The 24,733-nt window shown below is 65.0% G+C and carries 20 protein-coding genes and 1 pseudogene; 10 read left to right on the top strand and 11 right to left on the bottom strand.

Going from position 1 to position 24,733, the window contains the following annotated elements; genetic code table 11:
- Positions 1–43: 43 nt before the first annotated feature.
- The 4 genes and pseudogenes from RRU_RS20230 to RRU_RS13465 form a co-directional block, all read right to left on the bottom strand.
- Positions 44–433: a transposase gene (locus RRU_RS20230; RefSeq protein ID WP_014626417.1), complete on the bottom strand. Its 390-nt coding sequence runs from the start codon at positions 431–433 to the stop codon at positions 44–46.
- Between the two features lie 23 nt (positions 434–456).
- Positions 457–591: pseudogene (locus RRU_RS20225) on the bottom strand (transposase); the annotation flags it as partial.
- Between the two features lie 473 nt (positions 592–1,064).
- Complete coding sequence (locus tag RRU_RS13470) at positions 1,065–1,352, bottom strand: hypothetical protein (protein ID WP_011390358.1); 288 nt, start codon at positions 1,350–1,352, stop codon at positions 1,065–1,067.
- 8 nt (positions 1,353–1,360) lie between these two features.
- Positions 1,361–1,900, bottom strand: coding sequence for a DUF6036 family nucleotidyltransferase (locus tag RRU_RS13465; RefSeq protein WP_011390357.1), 540 nt, complete (start codon positions 1,898–1,900; stop codon positions 1,361–1,363).
- 240 nt (positions 1,901–2,140) lie between these two features.
- On the opposite strand from RRU_RS13465, the gene RRU_RS13460 reads away from it, so the two are divergent.
- The 3 genes from RRU_RS13460 to RRU_RS13450 all read left to right on the top strand — a co-directional run bounded on the left by RRU_RS13460 (position 2,141) and on the right by RRU_RS13450 (position 7,003).
- Positions 2,141–4,135, top strand: a complete 1,995-nt coding sequence (locus RRU_RS13460; RefSeq protein WP_011390356.1) for a sensor histidine kinase — start codon at positions 2,141–2,143, stop codon at positions 4,133–4,135.
- Between the two features lie 96 nt (positions 4,136–4,231).
- Entirely contained in the window at positions 4,232–4,798 is a 567-nt protein-coding gene (gene gmhA / locus RRU_RS13455; protein WP_011390355.1) for a D-sedoheptulose 7-phosphate isomerase, read from the top strand.
- A 168-nt stretch (positions 4,799–4,966) separates the two neighbouring features.
- Complete coding sequence (locus RRU_RS13450; protein ID WP_011390354.1) at positions 4,967–7,003, top strand: putative bifunctional diguanylate cyclase/phosphodiesterase; 2,037 nt, start codon at positions 4,967–4,969, stop codon at positions 7,001–7,003.
- 21 nt (positions 7,004–7,024) lie between these two features.
- On the opposite strand, the gene RRU_RS13445 is transcribed toward RRU_RS13450, so the two are convergent.
- Together RRU_RS13445 and RRU_RS13440 are read right to left on the bottom strand one after the other, a co-directional pair.
- Positions 7,025–7,705 (bottom strand): response regulator, encoded by a 681-nt coding sequence (locus RRU_RS13445; protein ID WP_011390353.1) that lies wholly within the window; start codon positions 7,703–7,705, stop codon positions 7,025–7,027.
- Between the two features lie 267 nt (positions 7,706–7,972).
- Complete coding sequence (locus tag RRU_RS13440) at positions 7,973–10,438, bottom strand: putative bifunctional diguanylate cyclase/phosphodiesterase (protein ID WP_011390352.1); 2,466 nt, start codon at positions 10,436–10,438, stop codon at positions 7,973–7,975.
- Positions 10,439–10,592: 154 nt separating this feature from the next.
- Here RRU_RS13440 and RRU_RS13435 point away from each other — a divergent pair, with 154 nt between their 5' ends.
- Entirely contained in the window at positions 10,593–11,600 is a 1,008-nt protein-coding gene (locus tag RRU_RS13435) for an NUDIX hydrolase (RefSeq protein WP_011390351.1), read from the top strand.
- A gap of 90 nt (positions 11,601–11,690) precedes the next feature.
- Here the strand turns inward: RRU_RS13435 and efeO (RRU_RS13430) are convergent, their stop codons facing one another.
- The 4 genes from efeO (RRU_RS13430) to efeU all read right to left on the bottom strand — a co-directional run bounded on the left by efeO (RRU_RS13430) (position 11,691) and on the right by efeU (position 16,054).
- Positions 11,691–12,509 carry an iron uptake system protein EfeO gene (efeO, locus tag RRU_RS13430; RefSeq protein WP_011390350.1) on the bottom strand — a complete coding sequence of 273 codons (819 nt, stop codon included), beginning with the start codon at positions 12,507–12,509 and terminating at the stop codon, positions 11,691–11,693.
- Between the two features lie 134 nt (positions 12,510–12,643).
- Positions 12,644–13,987, bottom strand: coding sequence for an iron uptake transporter deferrochelatase/peroxidase subunit (gene efeB / locus RRU_RS13425; protein ID WP_011390349.1), 1,344 nt, complete (start codon positions 13,985–13,987; stop codon positions 12,644–12,646).
- 4 nt (positions 13,988–13,991) lie between these two features.
- Complete coding sequence (gene efeO / locus RRU_RS13420) at positions 13,992–15,179, bottom strand: iron uptake system protein EfeO (protein ID WP_011390348.1); 1,188 nt, start codon at positions 15,177–15,179, stop codon at positions 13,992–13,994.
- Positions 15,180–15,181: 2 nt separating this feature from the next.
- Complete coding sequence (gene efeU, locus RRU_RS13415) at positions 15,182–16,054, bottom strand: iron uptake transporter permease EfeU (RefSeq protein ID WP_011390347.1); 873 nt, start codon at positions 16,052–16,054, stop codon at positions 15,182–15,184.
- A 196-nt stretch (positions 16,055–16,250) separates the two neighbouring features.
- Between efeU and RRU_RS13410 the strand changes: the two genes are divergently transcribed.
- From RRU_RS13410 to RRU_RS13395, 4 genes are all read left to right on the top strand, one after another.
- A complete protein-coding gene (locus RRU_RS13410) occupies positions 16,251–17,078 on the top strand; it encodes a threonine/serine exporter family protein (RefSeq protein WP_162470624.1) in 828 nt (275 codons plus the stop codon).
- Positions 17,075–17,539, top strand: a complete 465-nt coding sequence (locus RRU_RS13405) for a threonine/serine exporter family protein (RefSeq protein WP_011390345.1) — start codon at positions 17,075–17,077, stop codon at positions 17,537–17,539. The genes RRU_RS13410 and RRU_RS13405 overlap by 4 nt, the downstream gene beginning before the upstream one ends.
- A gap of 276 nt (positions 17,540–17,815) precedes the next feature.
- The gene (locus RRU_RS13400; RefSeq protein ID WP_011390344.1) at positions 17,816–19,564 is read left to right on the top strand and encodes a sensor domain-containing diguanylate cyclase; all 1,749 of its coding nucleotides are present in this window, start codon (positions 17,816–17,818) and stop codon (positions 19,562–19,564) included.
- A 259-nt stretch (positions 19,565–19,823) separates the two neighbouring features.
- Positions 19,824–21,533, top strand: coding sequence for a sensor domain-containing diguanylate cyclase (locus tag RRU_RS13395; protein WP_011390343.1), 1,710 nt, complete (start codon positions 19,824–19,826; stop codon positions 21,531–21,533).
- On the opposite strand, the gene RRU_RS13390 is transcribed toward RRU_RS13395, so the two are convergent.
- The gene (locus RRU_RS13390; RefSeq protein WP_011390342.1) at positions 21,509–22,204 is read right to left on the bottom strand and encodes a hypothetical protein; all 696 of its coding nucleotides are present in this window, start codon (positions 22,202–22,204) and stop codon (positions 21,509–21,511) included. The genes RRU_RS13395 and RRU_RS13390 overlap by 25 nt on opposite strands.
- Positions 22,205–22,455: 251 nt before the next feature.
- Here RRU_RS13390 and RRU_RS13385 point away from each other — a divergent pair, with 251 nt between their 5' ends.
- Together RRU_RS13385 and RRU_RS13380 are read left to right on the top strand one after the other, a co-directional pair.
- Entirely contained in the window at positions 22,456–23,172 is a 717-nt protein-coding gene (locus tag RRU_RS13385) for a terminase small subunit (protein WP_011390341.1), read from the top strand.
- The gene (locus tag RRU_RS13380; RefSeq protein ID WP_014626412.1) at positions 23,156–24,733 is read left to right on the top strand and encodes a DEAD/DEAH box helicase family protein; all 1,578 of its coding nucleotides are present in this window, start codon (positions 23,156–23,158) and stop codon (positions 24,731–24,733) included. Before RRU_RS13385 ends, RRU_RS13380 begins: the two co-directional genes overlap by 17 nt.

Below are 24,733 nucleotides of genomic sequence, written 5' to 3'. Positions count from 1 at the left end.
CGTATCCGTTTGGGCAGCCTGACGAGGGTGTGGGTGGCGCCATTCAGGGGGAAGACCCACTCGACGCGGACGGTGCCTTGTGGCGGGTTTTGCGCAGGCCGGCGGCGGCCTTGATCCAGCCAAACACCTCCTCGATCCGCTTGCGGATGCGCAAGCGGATGGCGTAGCCGGGATGGCGGGGGGTGCGTCCGTCGATGGCGCTGCGCCGCCGCAGGGTGCCGTCCTCTTTGCGCTGTTCGTTGCGGACGATGGGGGGCGTGACCCTGCGGGCGCGCAGATCCTTGACGAACGCGCGGACGTCGTACCCCTTGTCGGCAGCCGGCGTGATGCGGCCCTTGGCTTTCAGCCCATCGACCAGGGCCGCTTCGCGCTTGGCGGTGCCGGTGGCCTGGGTGACCAGGGCGCCGACCACCAAGCCGTTGTGGTTCTCCATGCGGCCCGGTCCCGGCGCCTCATCCCCGCCAGCAGTCGGTCGCGGTTCCTGGTGAAGACCGTGACCTCCCACACCGGCGCGTCCCTCGACAGCCCGACAAACCAGCGGAACAGCAGATCGTAGCCGATCTGCTCCATCAGCTGCCGCTCGGAGCGGATGACCCGCCGGACCCCAGGCCTCGCAACTCACAGACGAAAACAAGCTCTCCGTCCGAACATCGCCGCCCCGCATGGCCCTTTCCCCAAATCGATCACGGGAAGAGGGAAACATGCCAGGACATCACGGGAAAGGGGTTTTTAACAGCCTGTTAAAGCGGTGAACGGGGAGCGGATTTCCCGCTCACCGCTCGAACGCGGCGGGAATTCCGGTGCCTGTCGAATTGGTGCAACGCAAGATAGAATTATCCTACCCGGATAAATCGCCCTATGGTATGGTTCAGGTAATGGAGGACGACCTGGAAGGCAGGCTTCGGCGTGCCGACCCAAGGGTCGCCCGATCCCGGGAGGAAACGTCCAAGAAACGGGGTTTCCGCGGGCTCGGCCTGATGGGCGGAGTCTGCGGGAGCCCCGATTTTTTTTGGTGGCGACCCCGGATCCTGTCGCGGGATCGCGGCGGGCTTTCGTCCGCGGACTTAGCCCATAGGCAGAAGGGGGGGCTCGGCAAGACCCTTGGCGATAAGATGGACCCGCTCAGGGGTCATCTGCGACCAGCCCTTCACATGGAATCGGGTAATCGCATTTCTCAAGGTAATGAACATGGCCGGATCGGTGGCGGCCATGTCAAGGGGGGCGTCTTTCGCGGCGAGTCTCGCCACTTCTTCAAGCAATTCCCAATCATGATTTTTTATAACGGAAATAATCTCGTTGTTTAAAAGAGTGTTCATGGCTTCGACATGAAGGGTGCGCTTCGATCGTCTCATGATCTTGGCTACTTGGTCGCAAGTTTGATAAAGACCATGTTCTCTTTGGCCGTCTCTCGGTCGAAGTCATTTGGCAGCTGATCGATCGCCGCTTCGATTCGGTGCTCGGTGAGACCTCTGCCTCGGACCCACCATACCGCATCTTCGAGGTCGCGATCCTCTCCCCGGGAGAGTTTGGCCGCGACGATCAAATCCGGCGGCGGCATGACAAGGGTCAGATTGCCATATCTGCCAAGCGTCTCGACCGGAAAGTCCATCGGCAATGATACGATCCCCGGACGGATGACCTGAAGATACAGGGCGGTGGGGTCGATTTCGCCTTTGGGGTCATAGAGCACGCCGGAGTTCTCGCAGGCCCTCTTCAGGTCGCCGACATCGAAATCAGACTTGGGGTTCCAAACATCAATATCGAGTGTCTGACGTTCAGCCTGCCCGGCGATGAGGGCGGCGCTACTGCCGATCACACAAAGTTGGGTTGGTTTCGAAAGGTGCTGACCAAGATTTATCAGCAGGTTTTCAATGGTGTCTCTGTCGATTCCGGCTGTCATTTCCTCACCCCGATCCGCTTCCCTCTACCATCGGGTGGGATCCCTCACTTGTCAACGCGATCGGCCGATTTCCGATCTGGCACGCCGCCCGGTCGATTTTTCAAACGCCCCTTGAGTCAGGGGGCGGGCGAATTTCCGACAGACGAATTTTCTGGTGCCGGCCTTTTGAGATAGCATGGGCGGGAAAAACGCGTGGTGGCGGGATCGCGGGGATCCGACGGGCCGCGTTGGGGTATTTGAATGATCAAGGTTCGCCGGGACCACGCCCCGCCCACGCGCAGTCTGATCCAGGTCCTCAGCCTGACCACCGTTGGCGCCTCGCTGATTTTTTTGCTCATGCTCTCGGTTTTGTGGGGGATCGGCCGCGCCCAGGATATGGCGATCAGCGCCGATATTCTGCGCTCGAGCCTGTTGATCGAACGCCAACAGGCTTTGCGCGGCACGGTGGAACGGGCGTTGCGCGTGGTTGGCGGCTTGCGCGCCCAAGCCGAGCGGGAGCGCCTTGACGCGCTCAAGGCCGAAGTCATCCAGGCGCGGAGTCTGGCCAACCATTTGCTTAACCGTTATGGCAAGGCGCCGTCTTCGCCCCTGTCGGCTTCCCCCCCGCGCCCGGGAGCGGCGGGGGCGCCGGGGCTGATCGCCAATGCCCTTCAGGCGTTTGACGCGGGCGCGGAGGACCGGGGTCTGTTCGTTCTTGACGCCGCAGGGGGATCGCCGGCCGGATCGCCGCCCCCTTCGGCGGCGCTGGTGGCCGAGCTTTGGGCGCTCGCCCGCGGGGGCGGCGGATATCTGGGAAGCGGCGAGGGCGCGGCGCGGCGGATTTATTACGTCGAGGCCTTCGCCCCCTTTGAGTGGGTTATCGGCTCATGGCGGTTGGTCGAGGCCGGAGAGGCGGCGCTTCAGCGCGCCGCGCTGGAAACCCTGGCCGCGGAAAATGGCGGGGTTGGCGATATTTTCGTCGGCACCTGGGAAGGGGTGGCCCTGCTTGGTCCGGGGCAGGGCCGCGATCAGCGCGAGCTGACCGATAGCGACGGGGTCAAGCCAGTGGCGCTGCTGATCGATCAGGCGCGCAGCGGTCGCCCGGGGTTCGTCGAGTATCGGGCGCCCTACGGCTCCCGGGTCAATGCCCGGAAACTCTCGTATGTGGCGGCGATCGCCGATTGGCGATGGTATGTCGGCACCGGGGTGATGCTTGATGATATCGACGCCCTGGCTAATAACCGGCTTGGCGTGATGCGCACGGCCCTGGCCTGGGAGGTTCTGGGCGGCATCGCCTTGATCGGCCTGGCCGGGCTGACGATCACCTGGGGCTTGCTGCGGGTGCGTCGCCGCCTGGAAGCCAGCCACCGCCGCTTTCTGGCGTTTCTTGACGAGGCTGCCCAGGGCCGGGGAGAGATCGATCCGGCCGCCATGGAGTTCCTGGAATACCGCGATCTCGCCGCCTCGGCCAACCGCATGGTCGAACAACGCCGCGACGCCTTGAGCCGGCTGGCCGAACGCGGGGTCGAGCTTCAGCGCTCCAACCGCGAACTCGAGCGCTTCGCCTTCATCGCCTCGCACGACCTGCAAGAACCCCTGCGATCGATCGCCGGCTTCATCCAACTGATCGAACGCCGCCTGGGGCCCGATATCGATCCCGAGGTTGCCGAGTTCTTTTCCTTCGTGGTTGGCGGCGCCGGGCGGATGCGCGACCAGATCGAGGGGCTTTTGGAATACTCGCGCCTTGATCGCGCGCAATTGGAGCGGACGGTGGTGGTGCTTGACGAGGTGGTGGCCGAGGTTATCGCCGAGCTTGAACCCCAAATCGCGGCGGCGGGGGCCTGTGTGCGGGTGGAGGTGCTGCCGGTGGTCTCGGCCGACCGCGGCCAATTGCGGCTTTTGTTCACCCATCTTCTCGACAACGCCCTGAAATTCCGCAACCCCGATCGCCCCCCCGAACTGCGGATTTCGGCTTTGCGCGACGTCGATGGCTGTTGGCGGATCAGCGTTGGCGACAACGGCATCGGCATCGCCGAGGCCTACCATGCCCAGGTCTTCGATCTGTTCCGTCGTCTCCATAGCGCCGGCACCTATGCCGGGACCGGCCTGGGTTTGGCCGTCTGTCGGCGCATCGTCGAGCGCCATGGCGGCGATATCCGGCTGCGGTCGGTTCCGGGCCGGGGAACCACCGTATCTTTCACACTGATGGCCCCCGCCGACGGCCCCCACGCCGCCGGCTGGAACCGCGCCCATTGACAGCGGCAAGGCGCCTTTGAGTGATGAGGACTGGTCAAGGACCGGCCGGGCGGGTATCAGAAATGGCTTTGCCACACCTGCTTATGGGACCAGACCGTGGAAGACGAGATCAGGGCTTTTTGTCAGACCGCCGCCGATTGTTTCATCCGCCTGGGGGACTGCGCGCCGGCCATCGCCGAGGCGGCGGGGGTGGTGACGGCCAGCCTGCGCGCCGGCGGCAAGGTGATGTTCTGCGGCAATGGCGGGTCGGCCGCCGATGCCCAGCATCTGGCAGCGGAACTGGAGGGCCGCTATCTGAAGGAACGGGCGCCGTTGCCCGGGATGGCGCTGACCACCAACACCTCGACCCTTACCGCCGTCGGCAATGATTACGGCTTCGATCATATCTTTTCGCGTCAAGTCAGCGCCCATGGCCGTCCCGGCGATGTGCTGGTCGCCCTGTCGACCAGCGGCAACAGCGCCAATGTGCTGAAGGCGATCGAGGCGGCGCGGGAAAAGGGCGTTTCGGTCATCGGTCTGACCGGGGCGGGGGGCGGCAAGATGGCCGAGGTCTGCGATCTGTGCATCAGGGTTCCCTCGACGCAGACGCCGCAGATCCAGCAGATGCATATCGCCGTTGGCCACCTGCTGTGCGGTTTGGTCGAGGACGCCTTATGCTCGTGAGGCCGAGGGGAGGGCGGATGATCTTTCCGCCGATCTAGACGAATTGTTGGGGTGGGTTAAGAAAATCAGTTAGAGTGGGGCTTGTGGTGGCGCCTGATCCGCGTCGCGGGGTCGGTGCGCGCGGTCGGGGGAAATCCAGGGATCTTTGACACAGACGGGGGAGAACCGGTGCTCGGAAAATTTCTCGCCGTTCAGCAGGCTTTGCGGGTCTCCCTGCTTAGCCTTGCGGTGTCTTTGGGATTTCTGGGCATGCAAACGGTCTGGCTGGCCAGCGCCGCCGACCGCGATTATCTGATCTTGCGCGATCGGACGGCCTCGTCCTTGCAATCGGGGTTGTCGAACGCCCTGTGGAATTTCGATGCGGAAACCGCCAAGGCCATCATCAGCGATGCGCTGCGCGCCAATCCCATTCGCTCCATTCACGTCATCGATTCCAATGGCCGGGTTTTCGCCGATGGCCAAAGCGCCCAGCCGGTCGTCGCGCCCTCCCTATGGGAAAGCTATCTGGGTTGGCTGGTCGATCTGAAAAGCGAGATGACCCTTGATCTGCGCTTTTCGAGCCCGACCGACGACCATTACCAGGGGATGGTCGTCGGCTTCGTCTTTATCACCTTCGATAAGGACCATTTCATCCGGGGGATCGCCGATCGACTGGCCGATCAGGTGCTTGGCATTCTGGTCATCGTGCTGGTGGTGGCCCTGACCACCAGCATCGTCTTCCACCTGTTCATCTCGCGGCCGATCATCCGCGTTGCCCGCGGCGTCGCCGATGTTGATCCCGAAGATCCCGCCGCCACGGTTTTGACCGTTCCCCGCGCCCATCAACGCAATGAAATCGGCCGCATGACCAACCGGCTCAATCATCTGTTGGGCCGGCTGGCCGAGGTGCAGGGGGAACTGCGGCTGTTGGCCACCCGCGATCCGCTGACCGATCTGCCCAACCGCAGCCTGATCCTTGAGATGATGGACGCGACGATCAACCGGGTCGCCCTGGACGGTGGCCGCTGCGCGGTGATGTTTCTTGATCTCGACATGTTCAAGCACGTCAACGACAGCCTGGGACACGAGGCGGGTGATCTCATCCTCAAGGACATCGGACGGCGGTTCGACGCGGTGGTCGCCGGCCTGGGGGCGGTGGGGCGGTTGGGCGGCGACGAGTTCGTCGTTCTCATTGACCGCTATGAGCGCGAAGACGATCTGGCCCGCATCGCCCGCCGGCTGATCACCACGGTCAAACGGCCCATCGAGGTCGATGGCACCCTGGTCCATTCAAGCACCTCGGTCGGCATCGCCTGTTATCCGGTCGATGGTGCCACCCCCCAGGGGCTGTTGCGCAATGCCGATACGGCGATGTATGCGGTCAAGGCGAGCGGGCCGGGCCAATGGGCGTTCTTCGACCGCTCGATGACCGAGAACGCCCTGGTGCGGCTGCGGACCGAGGCGTCCTTGCGCTCGGCGATCGAAAAGGGCCAATTCGTTTTGCACTATCAGCCCAAGCTTGATCTGCGCTCGAACCGTATCAGCGGCTGCGAGGCCTTGATCCGCTGGGACTTGAACGGAGATTTGGTGCCGCCGGGCCGCTTCATCTCGATCGCCGAGGAAACCGGCATGATCTATGACATCGGGCTATGGGTGCTGCGCGAGGCCTGTCAGGCGCAACGGCGCTGGCGCCGCCACGCCGGCGCGGTGCCGATCGCCATCAATGTCTCGGTGCGCCAGCTCAAGGACGAGCGGTTCATCGACGATTTCCTCGATATCATCCAGGCGAGCGGCGCCGATCCCGAACTGCTGGAAGTCGAAGTGACCGAAAGCGCCCTGATGAGCAGCATCGAGGTCAGCGCCCATCTGCTGCGCGAGATGCGCAGCCATGGCGTTCGCCTGTCGATCGATGACTTTGGCACGGGGTATTCCTCGCTGGCCTATCTGAAGAACCTGCCCATCGATATCCTCAAGATCGACCGCAGTTTCGTCAGCGATCTGCCCGAGGAAAGCTCGATCCCGCGCATGATCATCGGGCTTGCCGGCCAGATGGGACTGCGCACGGTGGCCGAGGGGATCGAGACCGAGGGGCAATTGGCCTGGCTGCGCGACAATGGCTGCGACATGATCCAGGGCTTCCTGATCGAAAAGCCGCTGCCCGAGGCCGACTTCCTCCGCTTCGTCGACGCCTATCGGACCGCACGGGCCTTCCCCTCGGCGTCTTGAGCGAAAATCTGCGGACCCGTCTCACCCGTGGTCGAGGCCGCGGGCCATGAGCACCGCCTGGGTGCGGTTGCCGGCGTCAAGCGCCTTCAAGATCCCGGTGACATGGGTTTTCACCGTTGACAGATTAAGACCCAGACGGTTGCCGATCTCCAGATTGGACAGCCCCTGGCTCATCAGGGCCAGGACCTCGCGCTGGCGACGGGTGAGGTCGCTGAGCCGGGGATTGTCGTCGAAGTCTTCGCCGATGGTTCGGATATCGGTGGCGAGGACGACCTTGAGCGGGGGCGGGAAGCGGCAGTCGGAGATGCCGCTGACCTGGGCGGGAACATAGGTGCCGCCGCCGGCCACCAGTTTGAGCAGGGTGCCGATCAGGGCCTCATCGGTGGATTTGGGGATGAAGGCCCGCACTCCCTGGCGCAGCACCGCCCGCATATCCTCGACCGCCTCCATCATCGAGAAGACGGCGATCGGGGTTGGGGCGGCGCGCTCGACGATGCGGCGGATCTGCGCCAGACCCTCGTAACCGGGCATCTGCAGGTCCATCACCACCATGTCGAGCGGCGGCCCTTCGGCCGCCAGCCGATCTTCCAGCGACGGATATTCCCGGGCCTCCTCGAACGTCACCTCGGCTTCCAGGTCCTGAAGGATGAACTTCAGGGCGTTGCGGATGATCGAATGGTCGTCGGCTAACAAGACGCGCATGGGAGTCGTGCTCCGTTCGAATCTGGGAAACCGCGGCGGGGGGGAGCCACCGGCAAGGAATGGGGCGGAAAACCGGCACCATCCGGGGTTTCCCTTAAGGGGACGTTTCCTTATGGGGGCCCGACGGCGCGAAAGCCGGTCGAGCCCGGGTCTAAGGGGCCGTCGGTGATCCCTGGGGGAAGGGGGAGCGAACCGCTTTGCCTTGGCTTCTTGATAGGGCATTCCCCGGGTGCGGAGAAGGGGGCCCACACGCAACCTTCCCCCGCGTCAAACGCCGTCCTGTTTGCGGTCCCGGGGGCCGGGGGAGGAGAGGCCGCGCGGCGGCGTCTGGCCAAGCCAGCGCAAGATGACCGTCTGATCCTGGGGGCGGGCGTGAAAAAGGCCCTGTTGAAGGCGGCAGCCCGCCGCCAGCAGCCAGTCGGCCTGATCGCCGCGCTCCACCCCTTCGGCCAGACACTCGAGATCGAGTTCATCGGCCAGGGCGATCAGGGCGCGGACGAGGGCGCGGCTTTCGCGGCAATCGGGCAGTTTGGCGACCAGGGCGGCGCCGATCGTCAGCCGGGTCAGCGGGAAACGGCGCAAGAGCGCGGGCGAGACGACGCCGGCGTCGGCGACATCGATGACAAGGCCGAGCCCAAGGCCGGCCAGCCCGTCGGGCCAGGGGAGTTCCTCGGCGGGCCGGTCTTCGGGAGCCTGGGTTTCAGGAGCCTTGGTTTCGGGAAATTGCCCTTTGATCGCGCTTTGGGCGATCTCGACGGCGAGATCGCCGGGATCGACGCCATTGGCGGCGATCGCTTCGGCGATCGGGGCCAAACCCGGGTCGCCGGCGGTCAGGGGGCGGGCCGACAGGGCGATGGCGATTGGCGGAAAGCTGACGCCCTGATCGCGCCATTGACGGATCTGGCGGCAGGCGGCGTTGCTCATCCAGCGGTCGATCTCGGCCAGAAGCCCGTCCTGTTTGATCAGGGGCAAGACGTCCTCAAGGACGATCAGATCGCGGCTGGGATGGTCCCAGCGGGCCAGGGCCTTCAGCTCGATGGCGTGGCCGCGCACGGCATCGATCCGCGGCTGGAAACACAGCGACAAGGTGTTGTCGGCGAGAGCCTCGTAAAGGGCGCTTTCCAGGGCGAGGATTTCGCGCGCTTGGCGATTGAGGGTGTCATCGAAGAACTGGAAGTTATTACGCCCGAGGAGCTTGGCCTGATGGACGGCGACTTCGGCATGGGTGACCAGGGTTTCCAGGGTCTCGCCGTCTTGGGGAAAAAGGGCGAGACCGATGCTGGCCGTCAGGGAAAGCGGCGCGCCGACGAGATCGTCGGGGGTGAAAGGCTTGGCGAAAGCCGAGGCCAGCCTTTCGGCCGCCTCGCGTTCGACGATCGAGCCGGCTTGAGCGGGCGCGAGATCGCCAAGCAGAACGAGAAAGCGGCCATCCCCGCCGCGCGCCACCACATCGGCCGGACCGGCCAGGGCGGCCAGCCGACGGCCGACCGCCACCAGGGCCCGCTCGCTACCGCCTTGCCCGAGGCCGATCGTCAGGGTGTTCAGGCGATCGAGATCAAGGATCGCCACGCCGACCCGCCGACCCCCGCCGTTGCGATCGGCCCGCCGCCGGGCTAGGGCGCCTTCGCCAAGCATGGTGAACAGGGTTCGGTTGGGCAAGCCGGTCAGGGGGTCGTAATGGGCGAGATGGCGAATGCGGCCCTGCATGGTGGCGAAGGCGCGGGCGAGCAGGCCGATTTCGTCCTTGCGGTCGAGCACCAGACGGGTATCGAGATCCCCGGTGCGCGACAGGGTGGTGATGTGGCTTTCCAGGCGGCGCAGAGGGGCGACGATCATCAGGTGATTGCTCACCAGCCCCACGGCCACCACCCCCAGGCTGCCAAGGGCGGCGATCACCAGGGCGAGGCGGATGATGGACTCCCCTTGGGGTTCAACCGTTTTGGCCAGCGTGGTGGTGAGAGCGGCGACGGGCGCCCCCTCCAGATCGACAAGGCGGATGCCGGCGGTGACCAAGGACGTTGGCTCGCCGATGCCGTCGATCTCCAGATCGGGGCCATCGGCGGCCAGCAGCCGCCGCACGTTTTCCGGCGCGTCGCCCGGGGCCGGGGCCAGCCACAGCCGGAGAGGGGACAGGTGGGGGAGCGGCGGGTGGTCGCTCAGCGCATGGGTTAGCCAGCGGCCGAACACCAGGACCCCGCGGGGCGGACCGTGTTCGTTGCTGGGCAGGATCGGCCGGGCCGCCACCGCCAACGGCCCCCGGGGGGTTTGCAAAAGGCCGCGGACGCCTTCGGGGTGGGAGAGCGCCGCCATCAGCGGATGGTTGGCGGGCAAGCCGCCGCCGGCGGCGTCGGGAGGGGGCAGAGTCGCGGTGAAGTCGTCGTTCCACAGCCTGGAAAACACCGTCCGCCCCTTGGGGGTGAGGACCAGGGCGAAATGGCTCTGGGCGTTTTTCGCCCCTTCCACCGCGAGATTATTGGCGACATAGGTGGGATCGCCCGTCCGCACGAAGGCATAGGTTTCATCCCACGAAGAATAGCTGAGGATGAAGGTGCCGATGCTGTCGATATCAGCCGAGATGGCGGCGAGCAGGGCGGTCATGTGGTCGGCGGCCCTGGCCCGCTCGATGTCCTGGAAGCCGGGGCGGACAACCGTCCACAACACGCCCCCCAGTCCACTGACCAGAATGGCGAGGAGAATCCCCGACAGCAGAGCTGTTTTCAGGCGGATCGACATTCTTCGGTCCCTGGAAAGCGCGGGGGCGGGGGCTTTGATCGTATTGTCTTACCGGGGAGCCCTATATTAGATGAAACTGCCCGGCAGGGGCACTTTTAAGTCGTTTGATCCGGTGTAAAGACGGTGGCGCGGCGCGATCGGCGAAGGAGGAGGTGTGGTGGACAACGGGGGCAGGGGCCGGGACGGGGGCGAAAGCGGCGGGGTGAGCGTGGATCTGACGGCGGCGATCGTCGCCGTCACCGGCGAGGATCCCCGGGTGTTGGTCGTCGCCCGTCCTGGTCGGGACGACGACTCCTTTCCATCGGGACCGCTGCGCGACAGCCACCGCACCTTGCAGGCCGGCCTGCGCGCCTGGGTGGAACGCCAGACCGGGCGGACGCTGGGCCATGTCGAACAGCTTTACGCCTTCGGCGATCGCGACCGCGTTCTCCCCGCGTCCTCGGGTTCTGGCGAGGGCGGGGGCGGCCGGGTGTTGTCGCTGGCCTATCTGGCCTTGGTGCGCGAGGCCGGCGACGGGCCGGCCGAATGGCCGGGGGCGCGCTGGCGCGGCTGGTATGACTTCCTGCCCTGGGAAGACCGCCGGGCCGCCCGCCCCACCGACCGCTCGATCCTGGCCGATCGTCTGGCGGCTTGGGCCCGGCGCGCCGCTGATCCCGCCGCCCGGCGGGCGCGGGTGGATCGGGTCGGCCTGTTGTTCGGTCTGGAGGGGCGTCCCTGGGACGAGGAGGCGGTTCTAGAACGCTATGAGGCGCTGTTCGAGGCGCGGCTGGTTCCCGAAGCCTGGCGCGGCGCCCCGGTTCCGGTTCCCGAGGCGGTCAGCGAACTGGGCGGACGGCCGATGGCGGGCGATCACCGGCGCATCCTGGCCAGCGCGCTGGGCCGGCTGCGCACGACGATCAAATACCGTCCGGTGTTGTTTGAACTGATGGCCCCCCACTTCACCTTGCTTCAGCTGCAGCGCACCGCTGAAGCGCTATCGGGGGCGCGCTTGCACAAGCAAAATTTCCGCCGGCTGGTCGAACAACAGGGGCTGGTCGAGGAAACCGGCGAGGTTTTTGCCGAAACCGGCGGCCGCCCGGCCAAATTGATGCGCTTCCGCTCGGAAATCCGCCGGGAACGCCCCTCGGTCGGCCTGCGCATGCGGGCGCGACCCGAGGATTGATCCCGGCGGCGGTCGGGCGACCACCGCCGGGGTCTGGATCGGCAAGCGAACCGCCGTCATGCTCCGCTGCGGATCGCTCGGGGAGATTGGTTAATCGAGGCCGAGCTTGCCGCGCAAGGTGGAGAGGTCTTCGGCCAGGGTGTTGACCGCCGTGGCCAAAACCTTGCGGTCGGCCTCGGTCAGCTTGTCATAGGTCACATAGCCCTCGCCTTTCTTGTATTTGTTCAAGATGGTGTCGACCTGGGTGAAATTGGCGTCGACGGTCTTGAGGAAGGCGGCCTCCTTCTCGACGATCAGCGGGCGCACCAGATCGACGATCTTGCGCGCGCCGTCGAAATTGCCCCGGAAGTCCCACAGGTCGGTGTGGCTATAGCGGTCCTCCTCGCCCGAGATCTTGGTGGCGGCCACCTCCTCCATCAGCACGGCGGCGCCACCCACCACCTTTTCGGGCGGGAAGGTCAGCGAGGCGATGCGGCTTTCAAGCTCTTTGACGTCGGCGAGCAGCTTGTCGGCGACCGGGGCCAGACCCTCGGTCGAATTCTTTTCCCAAAGGCCGTATTCGATGCGGTGGAAGCCCGGGAAATCGGGATTGGCCTCGCCATTTTCGTAATCATCGGCGCGGGAATCGATGGCGACGTCGAGATCGGAGAATAATTCGGCGATCGGCTCGATCGCCTCGTAGGACAGGCGGGTCGGGGCGAACAGCGCCTTGGCCTTCTCGATCTCGCCAGCCTTGACGGCGGCGGTGAAGGCGGTGGTGTCCTTGACCAGCTTGGCCAGTTGCTCGGACACATACAGCTTGTATTCCGTGATCGGTTCGACGAGGTCGAGGCTGGCCTGCTGGGCGAAAGCGCCGTTGGCAAGAACGAGGGCCAGCGCCGTGGCGCCGAAAAGCCTGGGAAAACGCATTCTATCGGTCTCCTTGTCGGGGAAGGCTTGAGGGCGGCGTGCGGGAGATCTGCTTCCAGCGCGCCGCTCTCAAGCTTTTGATATCGAAGAAAATAGTTGTGGCGATCCGTTGCAGATCGCTCGGTGACCGCTCTTTACGGCGAAACGCCGCGCGCGGCGGCGACAAGCGTGCTGCCGACATAGTCGGAAGCCTCAATGATGCCGGGAAGGGTGTAGAAATACCCGCCACCGATCGGCTTGATGTATTCTTCAAGCGGTTCGTTGTTGAGCTTGTTCTGGACCGCGATAAATCCACGATCGAGATTGGCCTGATAGGCGATGAACAAAAGCCCCTGGTCGAGCTGTCCGGACTTGGTCACGCCGTTTGAGTAGTTGAACGGCCGCCGCAAAATAAGGTTTTCCTGGGCCGCGGCATCGCGGGCATTGGCAAGGCGGATGTGAGAGTCAAGGGGCGTCTTTCGGCCATCCCGATCGGCGGCGTAATCGGGACCGTCGGTCTCGTGGCCGTCGGGCTTGTCGAGCGGCGCGCCGGTGATCTTGGTCCGGCCGAAGATGCGTTCTTGTTCGCCAAAGGGCGTACGGTCCCAGCGTTCGACGAAATTGCGGATGAGGCGGACCGCCTGATAACTGCCGCCCACGGCCCAGGCCGGCTCGCCGTCTTGCCGCCCCACCCAGACGACACGGTCCATCGTCGGCGCGTCCGAGGAATCGGGATTGGCCGAACCGTCGCGGAAGCCCAGGAAGTTGCGCGCGCTTTCGGGCCGGTCGTCCGGCCGGGGGGCGATCACCGGCACGGTGCCCTCCTGCTTCCAGCGCAGTACTAACTGGCGCGAGGTCGCCTTGATCAGGTCGCGCAGGGCATGGATCGTCGTGTCCTGGGTATTGGCGCAGATCTGGATGGAAAGATCGCCGTGGCAGAGGTCGGCGTCGAGCGCGTCATTGGGAAAACGCGTCATCCGCGACAGATGCCTGGGTTTATGCGGGGCGAGCCACGGCCGCTCGTCAAACAGCGAGGCGCCCACCGAGAGGGTGATCGTCAGGGCGTCGGGCCGGATGACCGGTCCCAGCAATCCCGAGTCGGCGGGGGGCAGCTTGGGATCAAGTTGGGGCACCGCGCCGCCGACGGTGAGGAAGGCGATGCGCGCCGTCAGCGTTTTGAACAGGGTTTCCAGGGCGTCGGGGGTATCGGCGAGCACGGCGAAGCTCGCCACCATGCCATTGGCCGGTCGCGGAGTGACGATGCCGGCCTGATGGACACCGAGATAGGCCACGGTGTCGTTGGGCGAGGCGACGCCGTCGACCGGCGCGTCGGTGGCGTGAGGGGCGCTTTGGGTCTGCCGATCGTCGGCCCGGGCGCTGGCGGCGAGGCCGGCGAGCGATCCGCCGAGCGCGGTGAGGCCAAAACCGGTGAGGAGATGGCGACGGCCGAGGGGGAGGGCCGGGGCGGGGAACAGACCGGGATCGACAGGCTTAGACATCGTCTTACTCCAGGCCAAGGGTCGGATTGACCTTGGCGATCGCTTCGGCAAGGGCGGTGAAGGAGGCGGCCAACGCCTTGCGCTCCCCGGCCGCGACGGAAGGATAAGAGGGGGGCGCGCTGGGACCGGCGAGGCGGGCGATCGCCGCCCGGGTGTCGGCGAAGGCCCGGGTGATCGCTTCGGCCGTCTCGGGCGAGGCTTCCCCGACCAGGGGCATCAACAGGGAAACCGGCTTTTCCAGGCCGTCGACGGCGGCGGCGAATTCGACCAGATCATCGCCGGCATAAAGGCTGTCGCCAGAGGGCACGGGCCCTTCGGCCAGCCGTCGCGCCTCGCGGACCGCTCCGTCGGCAAGGTCGCTCGGTTCGAGCTTGAGGCCGCGAAGCCGGTCTTTGAGGGCCAGGACGGCGGTGGCGAGGGCGTCGGCGACCGGCTTCAACCCCTCGGTGGAGCGGGCGGTCCATAGGCCCTGTTCGATGCGGTGGAAGCCGATAAAGCCCGGATCGTTTTCCTGGCCGGCCAAATAGGCGGCCAGCGGATCGATGGCGTTTTCCAGATCGGCGATGCGGCCGCTTACCGTTTCGATATGCCGATAGGCCAGCCGCGCCTCGGCATAGGCGCCTTTGGCCGTATCCAGGTCGCCCGCGCCGATGGCCGCGGCCAGGGCTTCGGTCCGGGTGACCAGGGCGGCCGATTGAAGGCTGAGGTAAACCTTGTATTCGGAAAGCGGACCGATGAAAGCCTTGAGCGGCGGCTTCGCCTTCTCGGCCTCGGAATGGGCCGAGGCGGTCACCGTCAGGGTGCCGCGCGGGTTGGACAACAAACCGCAGGTTATGTCGTAGACGCCCGGTTTGAGGCGGGCGGCGAGCTGCGACTTGAAGCCGGGGGCGATGTTCTCGCGTTCCTCGACCACCATGACGCCGTCAAGGATCTCCCATTCGATCGGCCGGTTCGACGCGTTGGTGATCATGAAGACCGAGCGCCCCGCCGGGACCGTTATATCCATCGGCGTGCAGGCCTTGTCACCGACGCTGACGGCGATCGCTCCCGCCTCGGTCGGCCGCTTGGCGGTCTGCGAGGCGTAATAGAAGGCGACGCCACCGGCCACGGCGAGCGCTCCGGCGGCGATGACGGCATAGATCATCAGCCGGGGCGGCGGCCCGCCGTCGCCGTGCTGTTGGGGCGAGGACATCGTCATCCTTTCAACGAGTCGGGCGCGGCGCGGCGCAGGGGCGCCGGCCGAGGGGGCTTGAGGAACACGATCAGCGTGGTCAGGAGAAAGAGGCCATAGACGATCGCTTCGCCGATCGCCGGGGCGTCCTGGTAATTGAAGACGCCCGAAAGCACGGTGCCAAGCACGCTCGAGACCGGTAGCGTGTCGGATAGATCGTAAGCCCGCGCCTGGAGGTGGTTCCATAAACCGGCTTCGTGCAGGCTGCGCAGGCTGGCCGAGGCGAGGCCGGCGGCGACGATCAGGATGAACACGCCCGTCCAGCGGAAGAAGCGGCGCAGATCAAGGCGAATGCCGCCCCGATAAAGGGCCACGCCAAGCCCCACGGCGACCACCAGCCCAAGCAGCGCCCCGATCGGTGCCAGCGGGCCGGGGCTCTGCTGAAAAATCGCCAACAGGAAAAACACCGATTCCAGGCCTTCGCGACCGACGGCGAAAAAGGTCATGCCGATCAACGGCCACGCGGCGCTTACCGGCGCGGTTGTCCCGGGTTCGCCCGCCGGCTCCTTCAAGGCGGCGTCGATCGCGCCCCGCAGGTCGGTCTGGATCGAGCGCGCGGCCTTGCGCATCCAGAAGACCATCGAGACCAGAACGGTCACGGCGACAAGGCCGACGATCGCTTCGAACAGCTCCTGGGCCTTCTGGGGAAATTCGGCCGCCATCATCTGCAAGAGGGTTCCGGCGAACAGCGACAGGGCGACGGCGAGCAAGACGCCGACCCAGACCGCCGGTAACCACGCCCCCCGTCCGGTCTGCTTGAGATAGCCGGCGATGATGCTCGTCAGCAGGGCCGCTTCGATGCCCTCGCGCAACATGATAAGAAAAGGCGCCAGCACCACGGGTCCCCGGATTGTTATGAATGAGATTAATTATCAATATGAAATTGACGCCTGTCAATCCGGTAACCCGGTGTTTTCCCGTTCCCGCTCGGGCCGTGTTAAACAATTCTCATTTGGTGCGGTATGATCTAGCTTGGCCGCGACCCGCGGGCCGGGTTCCCCCCCCTTTTTTTTGATGGCAAGCTCCTTCCCCATGGCGTCCCCCCATCCCCCTGCCGCCGGGTCCCCGCGGGACCCCACCGTTCTTGCCCACCGCAGCCTTGAAAGCATCGGTCTGATCGCGCTTCGCGTCGGCGGGCTGTTGATGGAATGCGGCGCGCGCACGGCGATCGTCGATGTCAATGTCACCGCCCTGGCCCGGGCGCTGGGGGCGGAGGATACGGAAACCCGCGCCGGCTATGCCTCGCTGGAAATGACCGTTCGTCATGGGGTGAATTCGATTACCCGCATGGTCACGGTCGGCCCCCATGGCGTCAACCATCGCCTGGAGCACGCGCTGCGCCTGCTGGTCAAGCGGGTGACCATCGAGGGCGGCACCCCGGAGTCGGTGCGGCGCGAGGTCGACGGCCTGGTCGGGGCGATTGGCCGCCATCCGCGCTGGCTGGTTTCCCTGGCCGTCGGCGTGGCTTGCGCCGCCTTCGGTCGCCTGCTTGGCGCCGACTGGCTGGCCTGCGGCCCGATCCTGGTGGCGGCGGCCGTGGGTCAATTGCTGCGCGGTGCCCTCCATCACCGGGGAGTCAACCTGTTCATCCTTATCTCCTGCGTCGCCTTCCTTGCCGCCCTGCTGGGCGGTCTGGGGGCGCGGTTGATCGGCAGCGGCACCGTTGATACGGCGCTGATGGCCTCGACCCTGCTGCTGGTGCCGGGGGTTCCGGCGCTCAACGCCCAGAGCGACATCCTTGAAGGCCGTCCGACCCTGGGAGCGGCCCGTCTAGTGATCGTCATCACCGCCCTGGTCTTCATCGCCATGGGCATCTGGGGCGCGGCCGCCCTGCTGGGTATCGGAGTGGTCTGGTCATGATCGATGTGCTTTATCTGGCCCATCAAACCGTGTTCGGCGGGTTGGCGGCGGCCGGTTTCGGCGTTTTGTTCAATATCCGGCTCAAGGCGCTGCCCTGGTGCGCGTTGGCCGGCGGCTTGGCCTTATGCGTGCGCACCTTGGCCATGGAGCAGGGGCTCAGCCTGGAGGCCGGATCGTTCCTGGCGGCGGTGGCCGTCGGCCTTGGCGTTCAACTCGCCCATGTGCGCAGCGGTCTGGCGCGCAGCGCCCTGGCGGCGGCCGGTTGCATTCCGATGATTCCGGGCAGCATCGCCGCCAAGGCGATCCTTGGCCTGTTCGCCTTGACCGATCATCAGACCGATGCCGAGGCGATGGCCCAGACGATGCAGTATGTGCTGCGGGTGATCTTCACCTTCGCCGCCATCGGTGTCGGCGTGGCTTTTCCCATGCAGATCTTCCGTCGCCGCGGCCTTGACGTCTAAGCGAACGTTCCGCTGATGGCGGCTTACGCGCTTTGAAAGAAAGGGGTAGTCTCCCCACGACCGGAACGGTATTTCCGGTTAAGCGCTGGGGATGGCACCCCTCTGGCGCGTTTGACGGGGTCTGGTCTTACTAGGCGCCGTGTAAGCCCGTGATCTTGGTGTACTCCCCCGTTTTTGTCTTTGCGAGGCGGATCCCATGGACCGATCGTCCCGGTTTGGCGCGGCCACAGGCCGGCGCGCACCCTTATCCCACCGTCCCTTCTAAGCCGGGTCGCGATGCTCGCCTTGACGCGCCTACTGCTTTTGGTCCTCGTGGTGGCCTGCGCCACGCCCGCTTTCGCCGAGGAGAGGGGGGCAGATCACATCCTCGCCCGGGCTTTCCTCGAAGACCCGGCCGGTGTTCTGACGATCGACGAGGTCGCCCGGGGCGACTTCACCCCCTTCGGGCCGAACTTCTCGAAAGGCTATACCCAATCGGTTTATTGGGTGCGCCTGCTTGTCCGCGCCTCCGCCGCGCCCGAGAAGACGGTGCTGTTCATCCGCCCAAGTTTTCTCAACGAGGTCCGCTTGTTCTACCGGGATCGCGCGTCTCCCGATGGATGGGCGACGCGGGTGAGCGGAAACCGCTATCCCTTTTCCGAGCGTGATCGCAAGAGCGTCGCATTGGGCTTCGTCGTCGATGTGACGCATCCGCAAGAGGAATTCTATCTGCGGATAAAAACGAATACCCAAATGCAAATCGATGTTCAGGCGGTTTCTCCCGACGTTGCGGCGGATACGGATTCGCGGCGCGACATGGTGATGGTGTTTTTCGTCACATCGATGATTCTTATGATATTTTGGGGGGTCAACGAATATAGTTTTGATAGATATAGAATTTTTGCTCTTTTTTGCATTCATCAATTGGCGTTTACGCTGTTTGGAATATCGGCGGTCGGCTATTTTTCTCCGTTTTGGGTTATGATTTTCCCTGGAATAGTTGATCGTGCTTTCTATTTTCTATATATGTCAATATCTTTTACATTGATTTTATTCTGCCGAGAGCTTTTTAAGCCTTATCAACCCCACCCTGTGCTGGCAAAGGGGCTTGATTTGGCCCGCTGGGCCTTTCCGCTGCAAATCATAGCGCTGATCGCCGGCTATGATGCCCTGGCCGTGATCAGCAATGCGCTTCTGATCAAGGGAGCGCTGTTCTATTTCGTGTTTGTCGCCTTTTCTTTGAAGGTCGATCTCGATCCGACGCGGAGGACCTTGAGGATTTTCTTCATCGGGATCGCCCTGATCAATCTGATCTTCTGGATGACGCCACGGGTTGGCGGCGAGTTGAAATGGTTGGGGTTGAGCGCGGTTCAGGCCTTGGTGATCGACGGGTTCGTCATGGGGATTCTGTTCGCCTGGCTGGCCCATGGGCGGGGCCGGCAAGTCCGCGAGGACGCCCAGCGCAAGATCCGGCTTGTCAAGGAAAGCTATCTTGCGGAACGCGATCTGAAGGCCCGGGCCGAGCGGGAAGCCAGGGTCGATTATCTGACGGGCGTGTTAAACCGCCGCTCCTTTTTCGAGTTGGCCGAGGGGGAATTGGCGCGATCAATCCGCTTTGGGCGGCCTTTGGCTGTTTTGATGATCGATATCGACTATTTCAAAGCGGTCAATGACACCTGGGGGCACGGCGTCGGCGATGAGGTGTTGCAAAACGTCGCCGGGCTGATCGGCCAGACCCTGCGCGGCGCCGATATTTTCGGCCGCACCGGCGGCGAGGAATTCACCGCCGTGATCGTCGAGGCCAGCGGATCGGAGGCCCTGGAGGTCGCCCAACGGCTTTGCGCCGTGGTGGCCCAAGGCAAGATTGTTGGCCCCGGGGGGGAGGCGATCGGCGTCACCCTGTCGATCGGCGTCAGTCTGTTGCGCGGGCGCGACATGGCCTTCGAGATCCTCTCAAGGGAGGCCGACCAAGCCATGTATGGCGCCAAACGGGCGGGACGCAACCGGGTCGTGGTTCATCGGGACGCCTGGGGCGCGCTCGGCTAGGCCTTGATGGGGTGTTTGTCCTGTCCCGGCGATCGGGAATGGAATGGATCTAAGATCTGGGGTATCGTGGAGCGTGTGCGGGGAGGGATGTCTCCGAGGAGGGATGTCGGATCAACACGGGTCCGGGCTGCGAGGCGGAATCAATGGGACGATTTTTCTGGCTTGAAAAGGATCGCGGCGTGGTCGCCGCCCGTCCCGGCGTTCGATCCTGAGCCGCTTGCCCCTGGCTGTCCTGGCGGGCCTTTGGGGTCTGCTGGCGATGGTGTGTCTCGCCACCCCGGCCACCGCGCAGGGGCGGGGCGAGGATCTGGTCGTCTCGCGCGCTTATATCGAGGATCCCGGCGGTGTCCTGAGCATCGACGATGTCGTGTCGCGCGCGGCCGTTCCCTTTGACGCGGTCTTGTCGAAGGGCTTCAGCGCGTCGGTCTATTGGGTTCGCCTAAGGGTGCGGGCGCCTGAAGCGGGCGCTCGGACGGTCTTGCTGATCAGTCCGAGTTTTCTCAACGATGTGCGCCTTTTTCGGCGTGATCCCAAGGCCGCCCAGGGATGGGAAGTCCGGGTGACGGGAAACCTACATCCTTTCGCCGAGCGGGAGCGCAAGGCCGTCTCCCTCAGCTTTGTCGTTGGCGTCTCTCCGCCGCAAGAGGATTTTTATTTCCGTATAAAAACCAGAAGCCCAATGACTTTCGAGGTGCAGGCTCTCTCAGTGGAGGATGCCAATGAGCAAGATTATTGGCGGGACATTATCGAAGTTTTCTTTGTAACATCCATGGTCTTATTATTGATTTGGGGCGTTCATCAATATTTTATAGATAAGCAGAAAATTTTAATTTTATTTTGTATTTATCAGATAGTTTATACATTGTATGGTATCGCTTTGACGGGGTATTTCGCTTCCTTATCGACGCGGTTTTTTCCAGAGTTGATCGACCTGATTAACGCCATAATATATATATCTGCCGTGCTAACATCTGTTTTGTTTTGTCGTGAAATTTTCAGACCCTATAAGCCTCATCCGCTTCTTATGAAGGGATTTTTGGTTTTTATTTTGGCCTTTCCTTTTCAGATGATCGCCATGGTGGCGGGATATTCTGATTTGGCGATCATCAGTGCCGCTTTGTTGATGAAGCTGGCCGTTTTCTATTACGTCATCGTCGCTTTTTCCCTTAAGAAAGATCTGTTCCCGACGAGAAACATGCTGAGGCTGTTTTTCCTGTCGATGGCGGTGGCCAATGGGGCGTTCTGGGCCGGCGCGCGGTTGGTTGACGATGTGCGGGCGATGAGCCTGATCGGGGTTCAGTCGTTGATCGTCGACGGTTTTGTCGTCGGCGTCTTCTTCGCGTGGCTGGTGCATGGTCGGAGCCAGTACGGCCGCCGGGAAACCGAACGGCAATTGCACATGATCCGGCAAGCCTATGAGGTCGAGCAGGAGCGCAAGAGGCAGGCCGAGTGGGAGGCGCGAACCGATTTCCTGACCGGGCTTTTGAATCGGCGCTCTTTTGTCGATCTGGCCGAGAGGGAACTGGCCCGCTCGCTGCGCTATCAGCGACCGTTCACCTTGCTGATGATCGACGTCGATCATTTCAAGGCGGTCAACGACACCCGGGGTCATCTTGTCGGCGATGTGGTTTTGCAAAACGTCGCGCGGCGGATCAAGGAGACCTTGCGCCTGATCGATATCTTTGGCCGCACCGGGGGCGAGGAATTCGCCGCCGTGATCGTCGAGACGGGCGGGCCCGAGGCCCTGGAGATCGCGCGGCGGCTTTGCGCCGTGGTGGCCCGGGACGAGATCGTTCAGCCAGAGGGCGAGCCGATCGGCGTGACCATCTCGATCGGCCTTACCCGGTCGAATGGTCGATCCATCTCCTTTAGCGCCCTGATGAACGAGGCCGATCAGGCCCTGTATGCGGCCAAACGGGCCGGGCGCAATCAGGTGGTGATCAGTCAGCAGGCCTTGGGCGCGCCCTGAGGCGGGGCGACCAGGAGCGGCCCGAGGAAGGTTTGATCGTCGACCTCGCGGAGCGCCCGGGTCGGGCGGCCTTCGGGGCTTAGGAAGCCATGGGCGGCGAGGGCTTCGACGATCTTGAGGAAATGGGCGCGGTTGGCGGCCGTTGCGCCGCCGGCCAGCCAGTTCTGTTCCAGAAAGGCGAGGATCGCCGGTTGGCCGACCTCGGCCTCCCATAAAATTCCCAAAAGCGAGGCGAAGGCCTCTTCCAGATCGCCGGCGACGCCGCCCAGGCTGGCGACCGCTTCGGCCTCGCCGCGCAAGCCGGTTTCTGGTCCGGCGCCCAGGCCGAAGTCGATGACGTGGCGGCGCTCCGGGGCGCAGGCCTGGAAGTGGCCGATCTCGTGGATCAGCACGCTGGGTTCCATATCGGCGGCCACCGCCTGACCATCCCAGGTGAAGCCCTTGGCCGGCGGCCCGTCGATCACCCCCATGCCGAAGCTGCGGACCAGGGCGAGGGCGGCGGCGTGGTGGTCGCTATCGGTTGAAAGAGCGATGGTGTCGCCGCGCACGAACGCCGTGGTGGCGGCGATCCGGGCGAAAACCGCCAAGGCCAGGGGATGATCGGCCAGGGCTTGGGCGAAGGCGTCGCTCAGCCCGGGAAGCTCGGCGAGCGGGATCGGCGTGAGGATCATCGGCGGTCTTCTTTGGACGGAGGCCGGGAAAGGCCCCAGCCCCTACACCGGCGCGTCGCGGCTGGCAAGGGGCGCGGGGGCGGGCGGGCCGGGGGCGGAGAGATTTTTTCTTCGATGACGTAAGGGATGACGTAAGGTCATTGATTTCCTTGACTGCGGGGATACCCTGAGATAATGTCTTTTCATCATTAAATCTTCGTCGCGCGCTTCGGACGATGAACGTCCGGGCATCCTCCCTTGCGAAGGGCGCTATGGCCCAGTCCCCCAATGATGTCGATCCGCGCTTGCCCGCCCTGTCGCCCGCCGAGCGGCGCTTCGTCGCGTGTTATCTGGCCAATGGCCGCAAGGGCGCCAAGGCGTGGCGCGAGGCGGTCGAGGCCGGGGCCGCGCCGCGCGTCGCCTCGCGAAAAGCGGCGGCGTGGCTGGCCCGCGACCCGGTGCGGGCGGCCTTGGCCCGGGCCGAGCGGCGGGCGCGGGCGCGCACCGGGGCGGTGATCGAACGCTATGCCATCACCGAGGAACGGGTGCTGTCGGAACTGGCCTCGCTGGCCTTTTCGCGGCCGATGGATCTGATGCGGGTCACCGCCGACGGCGGGGCGGTGGTCGATCTTTCGGCCCTTGACGAGCGGCAGGCGGCGGCGATCGCCGAGCTGACGGTTGATGAATATGTGGCGGGCAAGGGCGAGGAGGCGCGGCCGGTCAAGCGCACGCGGGTGAAGCTGGCCGACAAACTGCGCGCCCTTACCTTGCTTGGTTTGCGTCTGGGGTTGTGGAAGCGCCCGGCCGAGGGCGCCCGCTCCCCGGGCTTGGGGGGCGGCTTTGCGGGGGGCGGCCTGTCGGCCCTGCTCGCCGAGGCGACCCGTCTCGCCCAGGAAGGGGCGGTGAACCAAGAAGCCCGGGAAGGGGCGCAAGAAACCCGGGAGGGGGCGGTGGAGAACCTGGGGGAGTGCGATGGCGACGCTTCGTGAGGATAGCCGCCTAGCGCCCGTCGATCTGGCCGCTTACGGCCGGTTGCGGGGCCTGTGGCGGGCCGATCCGGTGCTTTATGCCCGCCAGCGCCTGGGGATGGTGCCCACGGCCCAGCAAGCCGGCCTGCTGAGCGCCATCGCCCCCGCCGGGGCCAAGGTCACGGTGCGCGCTGGCCATGGGGTGGGCAAGACCACGGCAACGGCGGCGGCGATCTGGTGGCATTTGGAGTGCTTCGATTATTCGAAAACTCCCTGCACGGCGCCAACCGCCAGCCAGCTTGAACAAATCCTGTGGTCCGAACTGGCCAGGCTGCGCCGGCGCGCCGATGCGCGGGCGCAAGGCACCGGCCTGCCGGCGGCCCTGCGGCTGGAGGCCTTGTTCGCGGTGTCGGGCCGGGCGATCGCCGATCGCGGCACGCCCCGCGAATGGTTCGTCGTCGCCCGCACCGCCCGGCGCGATCAGCCCGACGCCCTGCAGGGCTTCCACGCCTCGGATATCGATCTGGAGGCCGGCGCCGGGCCGCGACTTTCGGCCAAAAGCGGCGGGGCGGCCTTGATGTTCGTTATCGAGGAGGCCTCGGGCGTGCCTGACGCCGTGTTCGAGGTCGCCGAGGGCGCCTTGTCGAGCCCGGGCGCCCGCTTGCTGATGGTCGGCAATCCAACCCGCAACACCGGCTTCTTCGCCCGCTCGCACAAGCGCGACCGCGCCTCGTTCACCGCCTTGCGCTTGCGCTGCGCCGACAGTCCGCTGGTCGATCCCGGCTACCGCGCCGGTTTGGTGCGCAAATACGGCGCCGAGTCGAACGTGGTGCGGGTGCGCGCCGATGGCGCCTTTCCCCGCCAGGATGACGACGTGCTGATCGCCCTGGAAACCGCCGAGGCGGCACTGGCCCGCCCCTTGCCCGCCCGCATGGCCACCGAGGACGAGCGCCGGCTGGGGGTGGATGTGGCGCGCTTTGGCGATGACCGCACGGTGTTTCTGCTGCGGATCGGGCCGGTTGTCGGCGCGATCGAGGTGACGGCGGGGCGCGACACCATGGCGGTTGCCGGGCGGGCGCGGCGGCTGGCCGAGATCTGGCGGGCCGGGCGCATCTATGTCGATGAGATCGGCGTCGGCGCCGGGGTTGTCGATCGGTTGCGCGAGGACGGCGCGCCGGTGGTGGCGGTCAATGTCGCCGCCAGCGCCCCGGAGCGGGCGGCGGGCGAGGAGCGCGGCCGGCTGCTGCGCGATCACCTGTGGCTGATGGTGCGCGGCTGGCTGCGCGACGAGGCCCCGGTCTTCGCCGGGCCCGGCGGCGGTCCCGCTTCCGGGTCAGCCGCCGGCCTTCTCTCCGGGATGGGCAGTTGTCTCGTCCCCGGCGTGGACGCCGATCTGGCCCAGGATCTCGCCGGCGAACTGGCCACCCCGCGCTACGCCTTCGATGGCTCGGGGCGGGTGGTGGTGGAAAGCAAGGATGCGATGAAGCGCCGGGGCTTGCGCAGTCCCGATCTGGCCGACGCCCTGGCCCTGACCTTTCACGAAGCCGCCGCCGCTGGGCGGGTGGCCAAGCTGAGGTGGTAG

Source organism: Rhodospirillum rubrum ATCC 11170 (genome assembly GCF_000013085.1).
In the GTDB taxonomy this organism is placed as follows: domain Bacteria; phylum Pseudomonadota; class Alphaproteobacteria; order Rhodospirillales; family Rhodospirillaceae; genus Rhodospirillum; species Rhodospirillum rubrum.
This window is presented reverse-complemented; position numbering and strand designations above follow the sequence as displayed.

Excerpts from the sequence above, each read along its gene's own strand:
- RRU_RS13465 (WP_011390357.1), bottom strand. The coding sequence starts at position 1,900 with ATGACAGCCGGAATCGACAGAGACACCATTGAAAACCTGCTGATAAAT.
- RRU_RS13410 (WP_162470624.1), top strand. The coding sequence starts at position 16,251 with ATGGCGTCCCCCCATCCCCCTGCCGCCGGGTCCCCGCGGGACCCCACC.
- RRU_RS20230 (WP_014626417.1), bottom strand. The coding sequence starts at position 433 with ATGGAGAACCACAACGGCTTGGTGGTCGGCGCCCTGGTCACCCAGGCC.
- efeO (WP_011390350.1), bottom strand. The coding sequence starts at position 12,509 with ATGCGTTTTCCCAGGCTTTTCGGCGCCACGGCGCTGGCCCTCGTTCTT.
- RRU_RS13405 (WP_011390345.1), top strand. The coding sequence starts at position 17,075 with ATGATCGATGTGCTTTATCTGGCCCATCAAACCGTGTTCGGCGGGTTG.
- RRU_RS13395 (WP_011390343.1), top strand. The coding sequence starts at position 19,824 with ATGGTGTGTCTCGCCACCCCGGCCACCGCGCAGGGGCGGGGCGAGGAT.
- RRU_RS13440 (WP_011390352.1), bottom strand. The coding sequence starts at position 10,438 with ATGTCGATCCGCCTGAAAACAGCTCTGCTGTCGGGGATTCTCCTCGCC.
- RRU_RS13385 (WP_011390341.1), top strand. The coding sequence starts at position 22,456 with ATGGCCCAGTCCCCCAATGATGTCGATCCGCGCTTGCCCGCCCTGTCG.
- RRU_RS13400 (WP_011390344.1), top strand. The coding sequence starts at position 17,816 with ATGCTCGCCTTGACGCGCCTACTGCTTTTGGTCCTCGTGGTGGCCTGC.
- RRU_RS13380 (WP_014626412.1), top strand. The coding sequence starts at position 23,156 with ATGGCGACGCTTCGTGAGGATAGCCGCCTAGCGCCCGTCGATCTGGCC.
- RRU_RS13390 (WP_011390342.1), bottom strand. The coding sequence starts at position 22,204 with ATGATCCTCACGCCGATCCCGCTCGCCGAGCTTCCCGGGCTGAGCGAC.
- RRU_RS13470 (WP_011390358.1), bottom strand. The coding sequence starts at position 1,352 with ATGAGACGATCGAAGCGCACCCTTCATGTCGAAGCCATGAACACTCTT.
- RRU_RS13460 (WP_011390356.1), top strand. The coding sequence starts at position 2,141 with ATGATCAAGGTTCGCCGGGACCACGCCCCGCCCACGCGCAGTCTGATC.
- RRU_RS13445 (WP_011390353.1), bottom strand. The coding sequence starts at position 7,705 with ATGCGCGTCTTGTTAGCCGACGACCATTCGATCATCCGCAACGCCCTG.
- efeO (WP_011390348.1), bottom strand. The coding sequence starts at position 15,179 with ATGTCCTCGCCCCAACAGCACGGCGACGGCGGGCCGCCGCCCCGGCTG.
- efeB (WP_011390349.1), bottom strand. The coding sequence starts at position 13,987 with ATGTCTAAGCCTGTCGATCCCGGTCTGTTCCCCGCCCCGGCCCTCCCC.